The sequence below is a fragment of the Candidatus Leptofilum sp. genome (assembly GCF_965223525.1).
GTDB lineage: Bacteria > Chloroflexota > Anaerolineae > Promineifilales > Promineifilaceae > Leptofilum.
Genome location: NZ_OZ245005.1, coordinates 1,414,293 through 1,433,646, shown reverse-complemented (window position 1 = coordinate 1,433,646; position 19,354 = coordinate 1,414,293). Strand labels below are relative to the sequence as shown.

18 protein-coding genes are annotated in these 19,354 nt (G+C 51.2%); 12 read left to right on the top strand and 6 right to left on the bottom strand.

Translation table 11 applies throughout. The annotated features are described in order from the left end of the window. Window positions 1–47 precede the first annotated feature (47 nt). Window positions 48–653 carry a hypothetical protein gene (locus ACOQPM_RS23340; RefSeq protein ID WP_420630796.1) on the bottom strand — a complete coding sequence of 202 codons (606 nt, stop codon included), beginning with the start codon at window positions 651–653 and terminating at the stop codon, window positions 48–50. Between the two features lie 75 nt (window positions 654–728). Beyond that, window positions 729–1,568 (bottom strand): ROK family protein, encoded by an 840-nt coding sequence (locus ACOQPM_RS23335; RefSeq protein ID WP_420630795.1) that lies wholly within the window; start codon window positions 1,566–1,568, stop codon window positions 729–731. A 110-nt stretch (window positions 1,569–1,678) separates the two neighbouring features. On the opposite strand from ACOQPM_RS23335, the gene ACOQPM_RS23330 reads away from it, so the two are divergent. The 4 genes from ACOQPM_RS23330 (at window position 1,679) to ACOQPM_RS23315 (ending at window position 6,127) form a co-directional block, all read left to right on the top strand. Continuing rightward, complete coding sequence (locus ACOQPM_RS23330) at window positions 1,679–2,608, top strand: class I SAM-dependent methyltransferase (protein ID WP_420630794.1); 930 nt, start codon at window positions 1,679–1,681, stop codon at window positions 2,606–2,608. Window positions 2,609–2,934: 326 nt separating this feature from the next. Then, window positions 2,935–3,837, top strand: coding sequence for a hypothetical protein (locus ACOQPM_RS23325; RefSeq protein WP_420630793.1), 903 nt, complete (start codon window positions 2,935–2,937; stop codon window positions 3,835–3,837). Between the two features lie 224 nt (window positions 3,838–4,061). Next, window positions 4,062–5,456 (top strand): MFS transporter, encoded by a 1,395-nt coding sequence (locus ACOQPM_RS23320; protein ID WP_420630792.1) that lies wholly within the window; start codon window positions 4,062–4,064, stop codon window positions 5,454–5,456. An 8-nt stretch (window positions 5,457–5,464) separates the two neighbouring features. Continuing rightward, window positions 5,465–6,127 (top strand): response regulator, encoded by a 663-nt coding sequence (locus ACOQPM_RS23315; protein ID WP_420630791.1) that lies wholly within the window; start codon window positions 5,465–5,467, stop codon window positions 6,125–6,127. On the opposite strand, the gene ACOQPM_RS23310 is transcribed toward ACOQPM_RS23315, so the two are convergent. Beyond that, a complete protein-coding gene (locus ACOQPM_RS23310; RefSeq protein WP_420630790.1) occupies window positions 6,103–8,280 on the bottom strand; it encodes a GAF domain-containing sensor histidine kinase in 2,178 nt (725 codons plus the stop codon). The two genes, ACOQPM_RS23315 and ACOQPM_RS23310, sit on opposite strands and share 25 nt — an antisense overlap. A gap of 84 nt (window positions 8,281–8,364) precedes the next feature. Continuing rightward, window positions 8,365–9,297 carry a type II CAAX prenyl endopeptidase Rce1 family protein gene (locus ACOQPM_RS23305; protein ID WP_420630789.1) on the bottom strand — a complete coding sequence of 311 codons (933 nt, stop codon included), beginning with the start codon at window positions 9,295–9,297 and terminating at the stop codon, window positions 8,365–8,367. Between the two features lie 295 nt (window positions 9,298–9,592). Here ACOQPM_RS23305 and ACOQPM_RS23300 point away from each other — a divergent pair, with 295 nt between their 5' ends. From ACOQPM_RS23300 to ACOQPM_RS23265, 8 genes are all read left to right on the top strand, one after another. Next, window positions 9,593–9,946 carry a YciI family protein gene (locus ACOQPM_RS23300; RefSeq protein ID WP_420630788.1) on the top strand — a complete coding sequence of 118 codons (354 nt, stop codon included), beginning with the start codon at window positions 9,593–9,595 and terminating at the stop codon, window positions 9,944–9,946. A 111-nt stretch (window positions 9,947–10,057) separates the two neighbouring features. Continuing rightward, entirely contained in the window at window positions 10,058–10,405 is a 348-nt protein-coding gene (locus tag ACOQPM_RS23295; RefSeq protein ID WP_420630787.1) for a YciI family protein, read from the top strand. A gap of 75 nt (window positions 10,406–10,480) precedes the next feature. Next, window positions 10,481–11,743 (top strand): RNA polymerase sigma factor, encoded by a 1,263-nt coding sequence (locus ACOQPM_RS23290; RefSeq protein ID WP_420630786.1) that lies wholly within the window; start codon window positions 10,481–10,483, stop codon window positions 11,741–11,743. 41 nt (window positions 11,744–11,784) lie between these two features. Further along, window positions 11,785–12,601 (top strand): IS5 family transposase gene (locus tag ACOQPM_RS23285; RefSeq protein WP_420630785.1). Its coding sequence is split into 2 segments (ribosomal slippage): window positions 11,785–12,161 and window positions 12,160–12,601, totalling 819 coding nucleotides; the frame shifts between segments, so codons are not numbered across the junction. An 81-nt stretch (window positions 12,602–12,682) separates the two neighbouring features. Then, window positions 12,683–13,243, top strand: coding sequence for a DUF4287 domain-containing protein (locus ACOQPM_RS23280; protein WP_420630784.1), 561 nt, complete (start codon window positions 12,683–12,685; stop codon window positions 13,241–13,243). Window positions 13,244–13,397: 154 nt separating this feature from the next. After that, entirely contained in the window at window positions 13,398–14,135 is a 738-nt protein-coding gene (locus tag ACOQPM_RS23275) for a hypothetical protein (RefSeq protein WP_420630783.1), read from the top strand. Between the two features lie 22 nt (window positions 14,136–14,157). Continuing rightward, complete coding sequence (gene rlmN / locus ACOQPM_RS23270; RefSeq protein WP_420630782.1) at window positions 14,158–15,216, top strand: 23S rRNA (adenine(2503)-C(2))-methyltransferase RlmN; 1,059 nt, start codon at window positions 14,158–14,160, stop codon at window positions 15,214–15,216. Between the two features lie 179 nt (window positions 15,217–15,395). Continuing rightward, entirely contained in the window at window positions 15,396–17,465 is a 2,070-nt protein-coding gene (locus ACOQPM_RS23265) for a protein kinase domain-containing protein (RefSeq protein ID WP_420630781.1), read from the top strand. A 146-nt stretch (window positions 17,466–17,611) separates the two neighbouring features. Here ACOQPM_RS23265 and ACOQPM_RS23260 read toward each other — a convergent pair whose 3' ends face one another. Then, window positions 17,612–18,652 carry a thiamine ABC transporter substrate-binding protein gene (locus tag ACOQPM_RS23260; RefSeq protein ID WP_420630780.1) on the bottom strand — a complete coding sequence of 347 codons (1,041 nt, stop codon included), beginning with the start codon at window positions 18,650–18,652 and terminating at the stop codon, window positions 17,612–17,614. A gap of 54 nt (window positions 18,653–18,706) precedes the next feature. Further along, on the bottom strand, window positions 18,707–19,345 hold the full coding sequence (locus tag ACOQPM_RS23255; protein WP_420630779.1) for a thiamine diphosphokinase: 639 nt from the start codon (window positions 19,343–19,345) through the stop codon (window positions 18,707–18,709). Between the last annotated feature and the right edge of the window lie 9 nt (window positions 19,346–19,354).

The following is a 19,354-nucleotide window of genomic DNA, read 5'->3' as shown; positions in this document are numbered from 1 at the left end:
TTCCGCGCAATTACATCCAAAACGCGGAAAGAATCCGCGGCTACCTGCTATTTATTAAATTTGGAAAGCGAGCGCAGCGTGCCGCCACTTTCTTTTAGCTGCAGGCCGACGTTGTTCAAATCCTTGCCCGTTTCCGTAAGCGCACCACCCAGTTCCCGCAGATTTTTGGAAACCAGCCGCAAATCTACCCCAATTTGCTTTAACCGAGACGAACCATCGGTGAGCTTGTCGGCGGCGTTGTCCAAAATACCCTCTTCACCAAATTCCAGGCCACTAACCACTCTGCTGCCCAACACCTCAATATATTTGGGCTTGACGCTAGGAATACGCACGGCGTCTAGCTGTTTGCCCAAGCTGGCCATAATTTTGGCGGCCTCCGCCAGCTCATCCTGGCAGCGATCCAGTGCCGTGGCTGCAATTTTCGACACTTCCCCGGCACTTGGCGACCCTTTTTTATCGCCAGATAAAAAGGCACTCGCCTTCACCGCGCTGGTGCCTGCCGACTCAATGCTGCTGCCTGTATTATCCAGAAGCGTTGGCAGATTTTCTACCAGGTCAATGAATTTTTCCCGGTTGTTCCAAACCAGGTTCACCACCTCGACCAGCTTTTTCATATCAATATCGTCAAATTTATCAAACAGTTTGTCAAACATAAGACCTTCCTAATTGTGAATTGTGAATGGTTAATTGTTATTTGTTAGAGGGGTTTGGGCATGCTTGGTCACATTTTAGAGCTGGGTGAGGGCCACTGCGCCCCAAAGCGGTGCATCGTCGCCTAGCTGGGCAGGCACGATGTCGAACTGAACTTCAGGCAGGGCCGTTTCTTGGGCGGTTTGGCGCACTAACTGCCACCAACGTTTGCCAGATTTGGTTATGCCGCCGCCCAGCACAATGCGGCTGGGGTTGAGCAGATTGGCGGCATTGCCCAAGCCAATGCCCAAACTTTTTGCGCCGCGCTCCAGAATGGCAACGGCCGTTTCCACACCCTCAGCCGCCAATTCCGCCACCAATTTACCCGAAACATCATACAAAGGCATCCCAAACGCCAACGCCACATCCCGTGCCATGTACGGCCCCGAAGCCAGCCGCTCTACGCAGCCCCGCTTGCCGCACAGGCACAGTGGCCCGTCGGGATCTACCACCATATGCCCAATCTCACCTGCCACGCCTGTTGCGCCGCGATACGGCCGTCCGTCCAAAATCCAGCCGCCGCCCACCCCCGTACTCACCGTCACGTACAGCAAATCGGCAATGCCCTGCCCAGCCCCAAAGCGCCATTCTCCCAGCGCAGCCACATTTGCATCGTTGTCTACCCAAACTGGCGCGTCAAACGCCTCGGTAAAAAGCTGCCGGATAGGTACGTTAACCAACAGTTCCCGCCCCATCTCCATCATCATGCGAATATCTGATTCGGCAGTGGCCCCCGGCGGCGAGAAGCGTTGCAAACGGCCGTGCCAAGTTCGTTGCGGGGCAGTCAACGCCGCCGCTTCAATCACCGCCGCCGACAGCTTCGTCCCGCCAAAATCACCTCTGCCATTCCACCGCCTTTTGCTATACTCAAGCCTCAATTGTCTATCATTTTTGGGGCACGGATGAACACGGAAAACGCGGATAAAATGTTCATAATCCGTGTTTATCCGCGCTAGTCTGCGTCCTATTTATTCAGGATCAATTACCAATGACCACCATGTTAGCCAACCGCCTACGAAAACGAATGCGCCATTTGCGTAAGTGGGCTAGCCGCAATGATATTAGCTGCTACCGCCTCTACGAGCGAGACATTCCCGAATTTCCCCTCATTGTGGATTGGTACGACGGTGAGGCGGTGGTTTGGCTGTATGCACGAAGCAAAGACGACAACGAAGCATGGCAGCAAGACGCGCTTACCCAGATTGGCGAGGCATTGGCTCTGTCCCCACGCCAAATTTTTGTAAAAACACGTTCACGTCAGCGCGGCCTTCGGCAGCAGTACGAGCGATTCGGTCAAAAAGGCCACGTCCGGCTGGTGCAAGAACAGGGTCTCACTTTTGAGGTCAACCTGAGCGATTATTTGGACACGGGCCTCTTCTTAGATCATCGGCAAACGCGGGCAATGGTGCGGGATGAGGCAGCAGGCAAGCGTGTGCTAAATCTGTTTGCCTATACGGGATCCTTCACTGTTTATGCCGCAGCGGGGAAGGCAAAGGCAACTACGACGGTGGATTTGAGCAAAAAATATTGCGACTGGGCCAGACGCAATTTGCAGCACAATGGCTTCCGCCCCGACAGGCGGCATCGGGTTGTGGCTCAGGATTGTTGGCAATTTTTGGTAGAGGATAAGCGCAGCTACGATTTGATTGTGTGCGATCCGCCTACTTTCAGCAATTCCAAGCGAATGGCGCGCAGCGCATTTGCGGTGGATCGGGATCATCCAGAGCTAATTCACGCTTGTTTGGCACGATTAGCCAGCGGCGGCACACTGATTTTCAGCACCAATTCACGCGGCTTTAAGCTAGACGAATCGGCTCTGCCCCACGCGTTTGCCGCGCACGAACTCACACCACAAACCATCCCGGAAGATTTTCGCAATGACAAAATCCACCGCTGCTGGCGCATTGAAAAGAGGTAAGCTCAATCACTTTGGGCAAAGCAAAAACTTCATTAGACCAACTCTTGAAAAATCAACTCTGTTTTTGAAATTGGCCTAAGAAACTGAATTGCCTATATAAATCACGATTGAAGAAATGATTGTAAGTATAGGTTTTTTGTTATCGTTCATTTTGATTCCAGTGCAAAAGCCTAATTATGTCTTTATCCAATTTTAAACTTGAATGCTCGAGTTTTTCAAAACTGCCTAAACATTGGAAGAATATCCGTATAATGCAACGAGTAACTGATAGAGTATAAGTAAGCATACTTCAACACGTTATGCCTGATAAATGAAAGTTTCGCATTATGACAAAATTGATTTCATGGCAAGAATTTGAGGGAATGGATGAAGCGGCGCTGCGGGCGGTGCTAGCTGCGGTTGGGGAAGCGGTGGTGGCGGAAACGGCCGTTTTCCAACAAACCACCGACATGCTCAGCTACCACAACCAGTTGGCCTCGCTTATTTACCTTCTCCAAAGTGGCTACACGCAATTGCAAACCAACGATAACGCCAGCGAATGGCAACAGCAAACCGTCACTGCCCTACTGACGGACAGTCTGGTCTTTCAATATTTGCAGAGTAACCCGGTTGATAGTGCCTCCGCGCCGCCGCAACTGTTTGCCGCACTGCAAGCCAGTGTGCCGATTGATGCCGACGGACTTAACCACTATCTGGCTCATCTTAGCGGCTACACGCAATATCAGTGGCAGCTAGCGCATCTGGCGGAACATCCCCCACAAAATATGGCCGCGCTAATGATTGAGTTTTTGGCCTTTGCCTTCAAGGAAGTGGGGGTAGGATACGGCCGTACCAACCTCATCCGCCACTTGCTGCCCACCTACTTTGTAGAGCGGCGCACCGGGCAACTCAATCCCCGCCAGGATTTAGGCGATTTGATGCGAAAAGGCCGACCCATCCCCAAACCTCGCCCCGACCCACATCCACTAGCTCCAGATAGCGAGACGCTGCGACGCTTTTTGGCGAAGCTACTGAACTATGATCCGGTACGGCCGTATGCCGCTGCCACCCTCTTTGGCTTCATGCCCACCTGGCTGCGTTTCTTGCAAGCCCGCCATCTACTCACCGCTACAGAGGCAACCGCCGCGCTGGAAGATTTAGCCACTCTAAAACCAGACCTGCACAGCTATTTTGCAAATTTGGCGGGGGATGATGCGTTGGGAGCGGCCGTTGCCAATTGGCCCAACTAATCGTCACCAAGGCTTTTTAATAGCCCAGCTCCACCTAAAAAAGGACGCGGACAAGCGCTGATGACGCGGAAAAAAGCATTTAATCTGCGCTCGTCCGCGTTAATCCGCGTCCCATTAGCTAAAAATGTGGACTATTGAAAAACTCAATAACCCCCACCAAACCATTCGCCAATCGGCAAAAAGCGTGATAGAAATTGGTACCCGCGCCCGACAGGAGAAAAACGATGACCACGCCCGCAGTCAGCAACACACAACCTCCCCAAAAACTCAGCTTTGGCCGCAAGCTCGCTTTTGGCATTGGTGATTTGGGGCCAGCGCTGGTGGCCTCGATTCAGGGCTTTTTTCTCAACGCCTTCTTGCTCGACATTGCCGGTATTCGCCCCGCAGCCGCTGGCGTCATCTTCCTCATCGTCAAAATTTGGGACAGTGTGAATGACCCACTGGTTGGCCGCCTGACTGACCGCACCAACACCCGCTGGGGTCGCCGCCGCCCCTGGCTGCTGTTTGGCGCAATTCCCTTTGGGCTAGCTTGGTTTATGCAGTGGCTGGTGCCAGATTGGAGCCAGGCGGGGCTGTTTTGGTATTATCTTATTGTGGCTTTGCTGCTGGATACGGGGTTTACGGCCGTAAACGTCCCCTACACCGCCCTCACCCCCGAACTCACCCAGGATTACGACGAACGCACCAGCCTGAACTCCTTCCGCTTTAGCTTTTCTATTTTGGGCGGATTGGCCGCATTGGTGGTTCATAGCATACTTATCGAAGCGTTTCCTACAGTTACCCAAGGGTATGCTATCAGCGCGGCCGTCATGGGGGGTGTCATTGTGCTCAGCAACTTTATCACCTTCGCCTTTACCGAAGAAAGTCACTTCAAAGAGGCTCCAGAACAAGACGATCCTGGATTTATTGAGGGCGTGAAGATTGCTTTAAAGAATCGGCCGTTTTTGTATGTCGTTACTATTTATTTAATGTCGTGGCTCTGCATCCAATTTGTACAAGCCAATATGCTGCTGTACGTCCGCTACTGGGTTGGTGGAGAAGATCGATTCATTCAACTCGCATTTGCCTTACAAGTTTCCGCTTTTGTTTTCCTCATCATGTGGTCCAAGCTCAGCCAAAAATGGGGCAAGCAAAAAGTGTATTACGTAGGGATGAGTTTTTGGATAGTCGTGGAGATCGTCATCTTTTTTGTACAGCCCGGTCAGTTTAATCTAGTATTAGGGCTAGCGGTGCTAGCTGGTGTTGGCGTCAGCGTCGGCTACCTTATTCCATGGAGCATGTTGCCAGACGTGATTGAGCTGGATGAGCTAGAAACTGGCCAGCGGCGAGAAGGCATTTACTACGGGTTCTTCGTATTTTTGCAAAAGCTGGGCATTTCGCTGGGTTTGGCACTTTCCAATTTTGCCCTGGAAGCAGCTGGATACATCAACGCCGAGAATTTAACGAATTTACCGGAACAGCCAACGGCCGTACTCACAGCACTTCGTATTTTTGTCAGCATCGTACCCGCTATCATCCTGTTACTCAGCTTCCCTATCGTTCGCCGCTACCCCATCACCCGCGAAAAACATGCTGAAATCTTGGCCGCCCTTGCTGCCCGTAACGAGAGGCATTTGTAAAAACAGTTATGACTTCACCGACTTCCCACCCCATGATCACCCTCGTTGTGGCCGAAGATCATCATGTTGTACGGGCAGGTATTTGCGCCCTGCTTAACCAGGAGCCAAATTTCACCATTCTTTGCGAGGTAGCAGATGGGGCACAGGTGCAAAAGGCCACCCAGCAGCATCAGCCAACCCTGCTGTTGCTAGATGCCCATATGCCGAATCATAATGTGCTAAGAACAACAAAAAGCTTAGTTGAGGCCATGCCGGGCTTAAAAATAGTTATTCTCTCAGCCTATCGTCGGCAAGAGTATGTGGTGGGGTTGCTGGATGTGGGAGCCGTTGGCTATGTGCTAAAAGATGATCCGCCCGCGGACCTCATTCAGGCTATCTACAGTGTTGCCCAGGGTGGCAGGTGGCTATCTCCCCGCGTGTTGGACGTGCTGCTACAATCGGCGCAGCGTGATGCAACCAAAGATGCCCAGCCGCTGACAGCCCGCGAATGTGAAACGCTCATTTTGATGGCTTCTGGCTACCGAAATGCCCAGATTGCACAAAGCCTGACCGTGACGGAGCAAACGGTTAAAAATTATGTGGGGCGCATCATGGACAAGCTGGGGGTGGAAACGCGCGTTGAAGCTGTTTTATGGGCTATCAAACATCAGTTGGTGGCTCTGGATGAGTAAGGTTCGGTCTGTGGGATGACAGGTGCAGTAATGGTGATGGTTGTGCCGCCATTTACGGCCGTTTGCAAAGCCATCTCACCCCCAATACCCTGCACCCGCTCCTGCATCCCTGCAAGGCCAAAATGACCTTCTTTTACCATCCCGCTGCCATTGGAAGGCAGCCTAAAACCGATCCCATCGTCAGCAACCACAACGTTTATCTGTGTTGATTCTATTGCCAAATCAACCGTAATTTTGCTTGCCTGGGCGTGAGCCAAAGCGTTCCGCACGGCTTCTTGAATGGCGCGAAAAACAGTCAGAGCAACCTCGTCGGCTAATGGCTCTGCTAAAGCCATATCATCACCGGCTATGGTTAGCTGGGTTTGCGGATGACTGTTCCTGTTGAGGGTCTCAACAAAACCTTGTACGGCTAAACGCAAGCTTAAGTCGTCCAACGCAGTAGGGCGCAGTTCAGTACAGATGGTACGCAAGGCATCAACAATCTGTTGCAACTGTTGACGGACAAAGGCAATGGTTTCCGCTTCACTTTCTTGGCTGTTTTTGCTGACAATGCCCGTCACCTGGTGCAAATAAATAAGGTCTTGAATGACTTGATCGTGCAGTTCGCGTGCCAATCGTTTGCGCTCATCTTCACGGCTGGAGACGACTTGATGATAAAGTTGGTCAATCTCGGCCGCCCGGTTAGACAGGTTTTGCACAAGATGAATATTTTCCAGCGAAACGGCTGCTTGCCAAGCAATCGTTTGCAGCAAATCACAATCATTTTCTGGCAAAGTCTCCTCGCCAAATCGTTTGCCCAAAAGCAACAGGCCCGTCAGCCTGTCGTTTTGCACAAGTGGCACCCAAAGATCGGCTCCATTTTCTGGGAGGGAGGGCAAATCGCGGGCAAAGGTGGCTCGTTTTTTTAGCTGGAGGGTTTTTACGGCCGTTGCATTCATCATCAACGCCGTTGCCGCTGACAAAACACCCCTAGCCCGTACAGGCTGCAATTGTTGGCCTTCACGTAAGTAAAAGGCCGCGCCATCCAAGTGCAATATTTCTTGCAAGCGATCCACCAAAAGTTCTGCCAATTCATCAATTTCGACTTTATTATTTAGCTGATGGCCAACGGCTTTAATAACAGATTGATAATCGTACCAGCCACCGTAAAGTAGACGATCCACCAATTGTTGCAAAAAGTGGCGCAAGGGTGTGAAGAGAACTGCCGTAACCAATGTAACCAATCCCCAGGTAAATGGGGCTTCTACCCAAGAAAGTGGCAAAACGCGGGGCAAAACAAAAGCAACGCCCAAAAAGAGGAAGGCCAACACGCCCAACAGGAGCAAATGAACAATGGTGCGGTTCAATATGCGCTCCATTGCCCAAAAACCATCCCGAAAAATCGCTGCGCCATAAGAAATGGGAATGAGCAACAAAATTAGAACGAGCAGCTCATCTCCCAAGTAGGCAATGCCGCCAAAGATAAAGGGCAGCAGGTAGGCGAATATTAACAAAGCCATGCTTAACGAAGAGCCCACCAATGCCAAGCGCAGCCGCCGTCGAATAGTCACAGAGCCCTTGCGCCAGGCCTGGACTGAAATGGCAATGCCTATTAAACAGGCAAGCAGAAAAAAACTTGTCAAAAGTTGCTGCAAAACAAAGCTACGCTCGGCCTGGATAATAAATTGAGCCCACCAGATGACGACCAGCAAGGTTGCCAATCCATAAAGCCACAATTTGACGCGGCGTAACTTTTCGGCCTGCTGCTTGTAAATTTCTGTTAGATGCAGATGAAAAACGATCAAGGTGGCGGCCAGATAGGCAAGGATAGTGCCGACGATGTAGGTATTAAAATCGGGGTGTGGCTCAAACTGAAGCGGCACAACAAGCCCATAAACCATAAGCTGTTGCCAAGCAACAAAATAGAGTACGGTAAGGTCAAACGGCCGTCTCAACCAAACAAAAAAGCTAAATCCAGCCAGCGCAATGGGCGCAATCAAAAAGGAAAAGGTCTTTAGATAGAGCCGCCATTTTTGGGATTCTTCAGTGAGCAAGCTTTGGTAGACATAATGCCCACGTAACAAGATAAGCCCCAGCAACAAAAGGGTAGAGCCAATAACGATAACTCTTATAATTTGCGACTTTCTGGTTGAAAACGGCAGTAAACTAACCATTTGAGCCTGCATCTACAAACAGTACCACGCCACACACAAAAGGAAAACAAAATGCAACGGCAAACCCGCTGCCGCCGGGTCGCCCTACGACACAGACTCCCTCAAAGCTGAAGCCGACGCCGATACCTTGTGCCTTTCAACTCCACGATTCCGCTTAAAAACAAAGTAGACCAACAAAACCATAATCAACAACATACCACCAGAGACCAAGCCTACGCCGTTGGTGAGCAAGACATTGCCCTCTGGAATATACGAAACGCTAGTGTAACTATCTACAAATGTGTTAAAAGAAGCATGTAAAATTGCTGCCAGCAGCACGCTGCCACCGGCACTCAGATGCAGCCAGGTAAAAGGAAAAGAGAGCAAAATCACGGTAAAACAAAAAACAGCAATCGCCAAAACGGGATGGACACCGGGATAATTTAAGCCAGCAATTAGGGGTGGCAGGTGCCAAAATGCCCAAATCAGGCCTAAAACCAGCGTTCCTTTCACCTCGCCCAATGGCAGCAAGCGAGGTAATAGATACCCACGCCAGCCATATTCCTCGCCAAAAGCCAACACAGTGGTAATGGCGACGCCGATAAAGAGCATTTGAGGGAGAGATTGCCACAATGGTGGCTGTCCCTCAGGTGAAAATCGCCCAATGCCAGCGACATGGTTAAACAAAATCAAAATTAGCACAAAGAGTGCAGGCGCTAACCATGCAATCAGATAGAAGCGCGGTTTACGCTTAAAGCCAACAGAGCCACGTAGCCCCTCGCGGCTGACAAAAAGGCGCATAACCAAAGCTGCCAACATCGGGCCGAACATACCCAGCACAAAATAAGCGCCCGCGACTTCTGTAATGTTCTCTGGCGTACGGCCGTTGCGTAACAACTCACCTATCTGCGGCCAAAGAGGTGGCAACCAATAAGCCCAGGAAAAAAGGTAAGCAAGCCCCGAAAAGAGTGTTATATGCCGCCAATTAATCTCAGTGTTTTGATTCTCCAATGTTGTTTTTGCCACTTCATTCATCATTTACCTCCAATCCAAAATCTTTATTCGCCATGTTTGTGTAACCCAGGTGCATTCACACAATTCACCGCTGAAAATCGAATAGTGGGCACATCCCACTTTGCCTTGAGTATAATTAGTAGGGAAATAGCAAAACAGAGGCTCTAGTACACAGCCTTAGGTTACTCAGGTACTCAATTCTGTCCTTCATTGGGTCAGCTTTAGATCATTTTTTCAAAGCTGTCGATCTTACTAACAACTATTCGTCGTATAAGCAAAACAGGCATACAAATGCCAAAACAACTCTAAGGAGAGCAAAATGCGATATTTATTACTGATTTACACCAATGAGCAACAGGATGCACAACGCAACGAAGAACAGCAACAGGCAAATATGGGTGCCTATTTCAACTTTACCAACGAAGTGCGCGAAGCAGGCGTGATGCTGGGTGGCGAAGCACTGCATCCCACAACCGCCGCTACCACTGTGCGCGTACGCAATGGCCAAACCACCAGCACCGATGGCCCCTTCGCCGAAACCAAAGAGCAGCTTGGCGGCTACTATCTACTGGATTGCGAAAATCTGGATGAAGCGATTAAATGGGCAGCCAAAATCCCAGGCGCGCGCGACGGCAGCATCGAAATCCGTCCCCTCTGGGAATTTGAAGGGTAAGAACTCAACCGAACCTGTTATTCCCGCGCAGGTCGGAATCCATTCCAATACTAAAGGTGGATGCCTGCCTTCGCAGGCATGACAACCAGCAAAGATAGTAAGGAGATCAACATGAGATACATCCTCTTAATTTACAATGATGAAAAATTAATCGAAGATGCCAAGCCAGAAGATTGGCAAGCATTGATGGTGGCCCACCAAAATTGGGGTGCCGAGGCAGAAAGTAGGGGAATGAAACCTACTGGCGACGCCCTACACCCAACCGCTACGTCCAAAACCGTCCGCTTTGAGAACAACCAGGCCACCATCACCACCGATGGCCCCTTCGCCGAAACCAAAGAACAGCTTGGTGGCTTCTACATTCTTGACTGCGAAAGCGAAGCAGAGGCATTAGAAATGGCTGCCAAATTGCCCGTCGGGATAGGCTGTGTTGAAGTACGTCCCGTCGTCGAATTTTAATAAGAGATTGGGAGGTTAGAGACTGGAGATTGGGCGCAAGAATCTCCGATCTCTAATCGCTAGTCTCCCAAGTTTATGGAAGCAATTCACCAAACGATTGAGTGGACGTTCCGAGAAGAATCTGGCCGGGTGCTGGCTGCACTCATCAGCTACCTGAACGATTTTGATTTGGCTGAAGATGCCTTTCAAGATGCGCTCATCGTCGCACTGGAAAAATGGCCGAAGGACGGCCGTCCCAAAAACCCCGGCGCATGGATTACCACCATTGCTCGCAACAAAGCCATAGACCGCATCCGCCGCCGCAAAAACTTTGAGCAAAAGCAGCCGAAATTGGTGGACCTAACGCAAAAACCCGCAAACCCTGACGAGTACGAAATGGACAGCATTCCTGACGAACGCCTCAAGCTCATCTTTACCTGCTGCCACCCCGCCCTGTCGCTGGAGGCACAGGTGGCGCTCACGTTGCGGACGCTCGGCGGGCTAGAAACGGCCGAAATCGCCGCCGCCTTCCTCGTTCCAGTGCCCACCATGGCTCAGCGGCTCGTCCGCGCCAAACGCAAGATTGCCCAGGCGGGCATTCCCTACCGCGTGCCGCCCACCGAACTGCTGCCAGAACGGCTCAACGCCGTCCTCACCGCGCTCTACCTCATCTTTAACGAAGGGTACAATGCCAGCAGCGGCGATGCCCTGGTGCGGCAAGAGCTATCCAGCGAAGCGATTCGGCTGGCGCAGATTTTGAATCAACTGCTGGCGGATGATCCCAATCTGGAGGAAGATGCAGAGGCGTTGGGGCTTCTGGCACTCATGCTGCTGCACGATGCCCGCCGCGCTGCTCGTGTGGGCAGCACGGGCGAACTTATCCTGCTGGAAGAGCAAAATCGTAGCTTATGGGATCAGGAACAGATTGAGGTGGGTACGGCCGTACTCGAACGCGCCTTACAAATGGGACAGCCCGGCCCCTACCAAATTCAGGCTGCCATTGCTGCCCTGCACGACCAAGCCACCACACCCCAAGAAACTGACTGGCCCCAAATTGCCGCCCTCTACCGCGCCCTGCAGCAATACACCAACTCGCCAGTGGTGATGCTCAACTGGGCTGTGGCCATCGCCATGGCCGAAGGCCCCATGCGCGGGCTAGCCCTGCTAGATGAATTGGCCGAAGCGGGGACGCTGGATCATTATCACCTGTTCCATGCCGCCTGCGCTGACCTGCTGCGCCGCGCCGGATTTTACGACGATGCCCACGATGCGTATACTATCGCCCTGGATTTATGCCAAAACGCCGTCGAGAAGCGATTTTTGCGGCGGCGATTGGCGGAGCTGAATGCAAAAGACTAATAGACCTCTTGCATAAGTGAAAAATCAGGCATAATTGCTAGATGAAATATGCTGAGATTCAAAACCTATCCGATGCAAAATTTAAACGGTTAACAGGTGTTCCACACCCAATCTTTAAGCAAATGGTGGCAATTTTAGAAAAAACAATGCCCACCTTTGGTATACCACCTAAATTATCACGGGCCAACCAGCTCTTGTTGACCCTGATGTATTGGCGAGAATATCGTACCCAGTTTCATATCGGCCAAGCTTATGGAATTAGCGAGTCAGCTGTTTGTCGGATAATCCAACAAGTTGAAAATGCGCTGATCGCGTCTGACCAATTTACATTACCAAGCAAGAAAAAGCTGCAAACAAATGATACGCTCATTGAGGTTGTTATTGTTGATGCCACAGAACAACCGATCGAACGACCCAAAAAAACAAAAGAGACATTTTAGTGGTAAGAAAAAGTATCACACGCAAAAAGCACAGGTCATTGTCAACTTAGCAACCCTGGAAATTGTGGCCACAGCCTTTAGTGAAGGCAAGAAACATGATTTCAAGCTGTTCAAACAGAGTTGTCAAGGGATGATACCAACCATAACATGCTTGGCTGATTCAGGATATCAAGGCATCGTTGAGATTCACAACAACAGTAAGATACCTAAAAAGAAGTCAAAGCATCATCCTCTCACCAAAGAGGAAAAAGCAGCGAATCGAGCCTTGGCGAAAGCCAGAATCTATGGCGAGCACGTGATTGGCAAGCTCAAGATATTTCGTATTTTGAAAGAGCGATATCGCAATCGGCGCAAACGATTTGGCTTGCGATTTAACCTGATTTCTGCAATTTACAATCTGTCACTTGGATTAAAGTGACTTTTGCAAGAAGTCTACTAATAAACAGTAGAGATTGGAGACTAAAAATCTCCAATCTCTAGTCTCAAAACGGAGGACGTTATGACCGACAAAGTTGAAGCCGCTGCCCAAACAATGATTGAAAATTTAGAAAAAAAAACCGGCAAGTCGCTTGATCAATGGATTGCCATTGCCCGCGCCAGTGGGTTTGAAAAGCACGGCCAAATTGTGAAATACCTCAAGACAGAGCATGGGTTCACGCATGGCTTTGCCAACATGGTCTCGATCAAAGCGAGAGAGACGGCCGCTTCCCCCAAAACTGCCGATGACTTGGTAGACAACCAGTACAGTGGCAAAGAGTCGCTGCGCCCCATCTACGATACACTCACCGCCGCTATCGCCCAGTTTGGTGATGACGTGGTTCTGGCCCCCAAAAAGGCCTACGTTAGCCTGCGGCGCAACAAGCAATTCGGCCTCATCCAGCCCAGCACCAAAACGCGGGTAGATGTGGGGATTAACTTGAAGGGTATGGATGCAGACGGCCGTCTGGAAAAATCGGGTAGCTTTAACAGCATGGTCAGCCACCGCGTCCGCCTCACCAGCCCCGATGAAGTGAATGAAGAACTGATCAACTGGCTCCACCAAGCCTACGACGCTGCCTGACAATTGTCATTCTGAACACCCCCTGCTCTGAGGAATCTTTCTACTTACAAAGATGAAAGATTCCTCTTTTTACTTGGAATGACAATTGGACGCCCCTCCGCTACAATTTCTACGTACAAGCAATTTCGTTTTGCAAAAATTTTGGAGTGAGATTATGGATGATGTGCAAAACTCACACGAGGCGCGTACTGAAATTTTTCAGTTAATGAGAAAGCATCTCTCCTTGGAAGATATAAAAAGCATCTGCTTTATGTTGGGAAACAACTATGATGATCTTTCAGGAGATGGACTAAGCGGCAAAGTCCGTGAGCTGATTCTTAATGCTGAAAGACAAGGTCAGCTAAAGAATCTAATCGCCACATTATCCAAATATCGCCCCCATGTGATTTGGCCTGGCCTGGAAGCAGAGGAACATCAAGAAACAATCTCACCGGAGCTGTCTTCTAGAGAAATCGAGCTAATCGTTCGCGGACTAAACCTTGCAAAAACCACAAATGAAACGTTAAGTAGTTCAATAGCTGAGGTAATCACCGAATTAGCTACAAAACTTACTGCTGCGGTTCCTCACGCCAAATATCCAAACATTGCAGGGAAATGGGCAGGTTATGTGGATGATGTCGTTCTGGAAATAGAAATATTTCAAAATGACACTTCCGTCCATCTACAGGGGGAAATGCAAGATGAGGAAGATTCAGATTATAATTTTGAGGGCGATGGATACCTGATTTCAAATATTTTGATCTATCATTGGAAAGAAGCCAGCGGCAATTATGGTATAAACGTCATGACTGTCGCCCCAGAAGCCGAAGTGGCCGAAGTGATTGAAGGTAAATACTTCAATTATATTCTTGGCGGTATTGGCAATGATGTTTACGAACGGATGCTAGATTAGCTAAATAATCGCGACCCCTCAAATGCAAACAATTTCCTTAACCGAGACCACTCCAATTAATTTGCATGATCTTACATTCGTGGAGCTAACGGCCGTTTGCCAAACCTGGGGCTATTCTGCGTATCATGCCGAGCAAATCTGGCTGGGTCTCTACCAAAACGATGCCACTGAGCTGTCCCAGCTTACCCACTTGCGGGACGACCTCCGGCAAAAGCTGGCCGCGCAAGCCACACTTACCACGCTACAGCAGCAAATTGCCATCGCCAGCAGCGACAGCCTCACTCGCAAATTCCTCCTCGCCTTACCCGATGGCCAGACAATCGAAACAGTTTTGATGCAGTTCAAGAGGCGCTGGACGGCCTGCGTTAGCACCCAGGTGGGCTGCGCGATGGGCTGCGTGTTTTGCGCCACTGGGCAGATGGGCTTCACACGCCACCTCACCCCGGGCGAAATTGTGGGGCAAATCTTGTTTGTGAATCGGCAGCTTGCCCAAACGGGCGAATCGCTCCGCAATATTGTGTTTATGGGTATGGGCGAGCCGCTGCACAACTATAACCAGACGATGGCAGCCATTGACATTTTGCTCCACCATAAGGGGCTGGCCATTGCACCCAAGCACATCACCGTGAGCACAGTAGGGGTAGTTCCGGGTATTTTGAGGTTGGCAGAGGAGAAACGGCCGTTTCGTTTAGCAGTCAGTCTACACGGAGCCAGCGACGAAGATCGCCAAAAGCTGGTTCCCCCCGCCCGCCGCTGGCCGCTGGCCGAACTCATCGCAGCCTGCCACACTTACACCCAGGCACTCAATCGGCACATCCTTTTTGAATGGACGCTCATTGAAGGTGAAAATGATACGCCCGAGCAAGCTCACGCTCTCGGCCAACTGCTGCAAAACGTGCCTAGTCATGTGAATTTAATTCCGCTGAATCCGACTGTTGGGTATAACGGCCGTCCCACCCAACGCCCCCAGGTAAAACAGTTTCAAGCCATCCTTGCCGGGTACGGCATCCCCAGCACCGTGCGCCAGCGGCGCGGCATAGACATTGCCGCCGGGTGCGGGCAGCTCAAGGCAGATCGCTAAATTCAGCCCACCTTCCGTAAGATAACCAGTCAGATCAACCAGTCACCATGTAGATTGTCTAATTGGCAACCAAAGTGGCTAAGACTGTATGAAAACAACCACAATACCATTTTCAGTAATTTCAAAACTGGGTATACTTGCCATAATAAATTAAGGATTTATCTAACAAAACCACAGATATGAGCGATACGTTAACCGGCAAAAAAATCGGTAAATACCTCATCAAAGAGCGCTTGGGTCGTGGTGGCATGGCAGAGGTTTATAAAGGGTATCAGGAGAGCCTCGATCGTTTTGTCGCCATCAAGCTCATGCACGCCTTCCTGGTTGCTGATCAAGATTTCCTCAACCGATTCCAGCGCGAAGCACGCGCCATGGCTGCCTTAAACCATCCCAACATCGTCGGCGTGTATGATTTTGATGTGTACGGGGAAAACAGCTACTTCCTCGTCATGGAATATATTCAAGGCGGTACGCTGAAAGAGCGTCTGGAGGATTTGGCTCGTCAGGGCAAACGAATGCCCCTGGAAGATGTGGTCAAGATGATTGCCGAAATCGCCGACGCCCTAGCCTATGCCCATCGCCGCGACATGGTACACCGCGACATTAAACCGGCCAACATCATGCTCAATGATGATACAGGCCGGGCAATCCTGACCGACTTTGGCATTGTTAAGCTGCTGGGCAACCAATCAATGGCCTACACCGCCACCGGTGCGCTCATTGGCACGCCAGCCTATATGTCGCCAGAGCAGGCGTTGGGGCAGTCGGGCGATCATCGCGTGGATATTTACTCGCTGGGCGTGATGTTGTTCCAAATGGTAACTGGCGCGCTGCCGTTTGATGCAGACACACCGCTGGCAGTCGTCATGCAGCACGTTAACACCCCCACCCCTCAACCAGACAGTATCATTCCAGATATTCCCTGGGAACTACAAGAAGTGATTTTGAAGGCGATGGCCAAATCAGCCGATGAGCGGTATCAATCGGCTGGGGAATTTGCCGCTGCGCTACGCGCCGTGGATTTAACCGCAACAGGCAGCCGCCCTGCTGGCGTGGCACCACCACCAACGCCACCCGCAGACCATCCCACGCCTGCCCAAACAGAAGTAATGATGCCGGAACCGGAAACGGCCGTTGTCCCTCCCACATCTGAAACCGCCATCACACCTAAAAAACGCCCCGCTTGGCTATTCCCCGTTATTGGCGTCGTCGTTTTGGCCGTCGTTGGCGGCATTTTGGCAGCCAGCGGCGTCTTTTCACCCCCGCCAGCCCCGCCCCCAACCCGTGCGGCCGTTGCCGAAGTAGAAGACACCGCCACCCCTACCGTCACCAATACGGCCGCTCCCACCAACACCGAAGCGCCCGATGTTGCAGCCACCAACTTTGCCCAACTTGTTATTGATCTCACCGAGGAAGCCCGTCCCACAGAAACACCAACCCCCTCTAGAACGCCTACTGCAACCGCTACCAGCAGCCCCACCGTGAATGCCACGGCGCTATTTTTAGCTGGATGTGAGGAGGGAGTTGAGCTAGTTACTGTTTCGCGCCACGGCTTTCTAAGCAATGCCATCACCACGCAATTCAGCTTTACTGCTTCCTGGGTGTTACTTAATAGTGGCACTTGCCCCTGGCCTGCAGAGTTGCAATGGGAATATCTGGAAGGGGAGCCATTTGACTATGATGATGAACCTGTGCCATTGGAAGAAGTAGTAGCACCAGACGAAGAAATCACGCTCACGGCTTCCCTGCGTGCGCCACATGATCCGGGCACTTATGAGAGTACCTGGCAACTGGTTAATGAAGATGGCGAACCATTTGGCGAACCAGTAACGTTTGAGTTCCGTGCTTTCTTGCCCCCCACCAGCACGCCAGTGGCAACAGCAACGCTCGCCGCTGCGCCCACTACCGAATCCACCGACGGTGCTGACGGGCAAGTAGCCTGGACACCAGGCATCATTGATAGCTGTGAATATATTGGCGACGATTGGCGTTGCCGCTTGACGATTCAACCCTACATTGATGGCACCAATCTTGTGGGAGACTATACCGTCTTCGTGTTTGACCTGCCGGGTGGACAGGCCGTAACTTATCGTGGAGAAGGGCCGTTCTTCCACTTTGTGATTGCCCGCCGCTGCGCCGCATACAACCAATCAATTCGGATTATTGATGATCTGACTGGCACGGAGCTCAATGCGACTGTCTACGTTGATCCGGAAATTTATTTCCCCGGCGGCTGCACCGAGCCATAATTTGCAAGCATGTGACAGTCACTTCTAAAGTGACTGTCACATTGATGCACACTTCTTACCCACTGCCAATTTTTTGCCACAGAGAACACAGAGGGAAAAGAGGTGAATTTCCTCAAAATCCTCTGCGCGCTCTGTGGCCATATCCATTAACGAAGGACGGTTTCTGTCCAGGCTTCAATCCACTGTTCGCGGTTGGCGTCAATGATTTCTGGGGAGAGTACGGCCGTTTCCTCCGGCACTTGCGTCCAAGCCACAAACTCAGCCGGCAATTCCGCATTTTCATTAGCAGGATACACAAACATATTCAGCGGTAAATCTTCCTGGAAGGTTTGCCCCAGTATGAAGTCAACCAGCTTTTCCGCCAGCTCCCGCTTTTCGGTTCCTGCTAAAATCCCCACAAACTCCACCTGACGATAGCACATGCCAGAAGCCACCAGGCTAGCACTTGGCGCTTCGTCCAGTGGCGGGTCGGCAAAAATAACCTCGGCTGGGGGGCTGCTGGCGTAGGAAACAACCAACGGCCGTTCCCCATCACTCGTCACAGTAAAGCTACCGTAATATGCCTCTTCCCAGCCATTGGTCACCAATATGTCGTTGGCTCGCAGCTCTGCCCAAAAATCAAGGTAGCCATCTTCACCAAATTCAGCAATGGTGGCCAACAAGAAGGCCAGGCCGGGGCTGGACGTAGCCGGATTTTGCACCACCAGCAACCCTTCGTACACGGGATCGGTCAAATCGGCCAAAGTTTCTGGCAGCGGCAAACTATTTTCGGCAAACCACGCTTTGTCATAGTTCGGGCAAACGTCGCCATAATTCACCGGCAAGAGACGGTTTTCACTATCCAGTTCCAATCCATCTGGAATCTCGGCCAGCAGTGGCGACGCATATGGTTCAAAAATATCAGCCGCCAAGGCGCGCCCCATAAAGGTGCTGTCTATCCCAAAAAAGAGATCTGCCAGCGGCGCGTCCTTCGCCAAAATAGCTTGGTTCAGCGCCGCGCCAGTATCACCAGCCGGCAATAGCTCTACCGTGACGCCATGTTCTTCCTCAAAAACAGCCAGCGTCTCTTCGCTAATGGCAAAGCTGTCGTGCGACATCAGGGTGATGACCACTGGTTCATTCGAGCCGCAAGCGGATACGGCCGTTGCCAAAAACAAAATCATTGCAAGATAAATTAAACGTTTCATCAAATTCTCCTTTTTATTGACTGGTGGTTTGTACTAGCCACTAGTCACCAACAACTAGCCCCTGCGAGATTGAATACATAGCAGTAGTCCGTTTTCCACTGCCACAGTTGCCTTTTCTGCCGTGAGGCGGTTGCTCACGCCGCGCGCCTGGCCAATGAAGAGCGTTTCCTCTTGCAGCGGCCACCGCAAGCCACTGGTTGTTACACCCTGCACATCCCCCACCAGCGGAATGAGCGATACCAAATCGCCTGCCTGCCCTACAATTTCGGTCTGACTGCGTACCAGCCAAGCGCGTTCAGTGGGGGTGATAATCTGCACTGCTTTGCCCACCAGCGCCGGGTTCGTAAGCAAAAAAATATTGGCCAACATCTGATCCAAACGGCCGCCCAACAAACCAAACAACCAAACGTCTGATTCAGGCCGCGCCGCCGCCATGAGCAACGCTAGTTCTAGGTCGGTTTCATCTTTGGCGGGGGGGTGCTGGTCAAACGGCACATGGTTGCTCATGAGCCACCTTAGCACCGCTGGCTTCAATGAATCCACATCCCCAATGACGCGATCTGGCGGATGGTTGAGCCGGAAAAGATGTTTGCTGCCACCGTTTGCTGCCCAAACGGCCGTTGCTTGTGTAAGATACGGCCGTATCCATTCCACCTCATCCAGCACCCCATTGGCAAAAATCAAAAGCGCCATGCCAGCCTC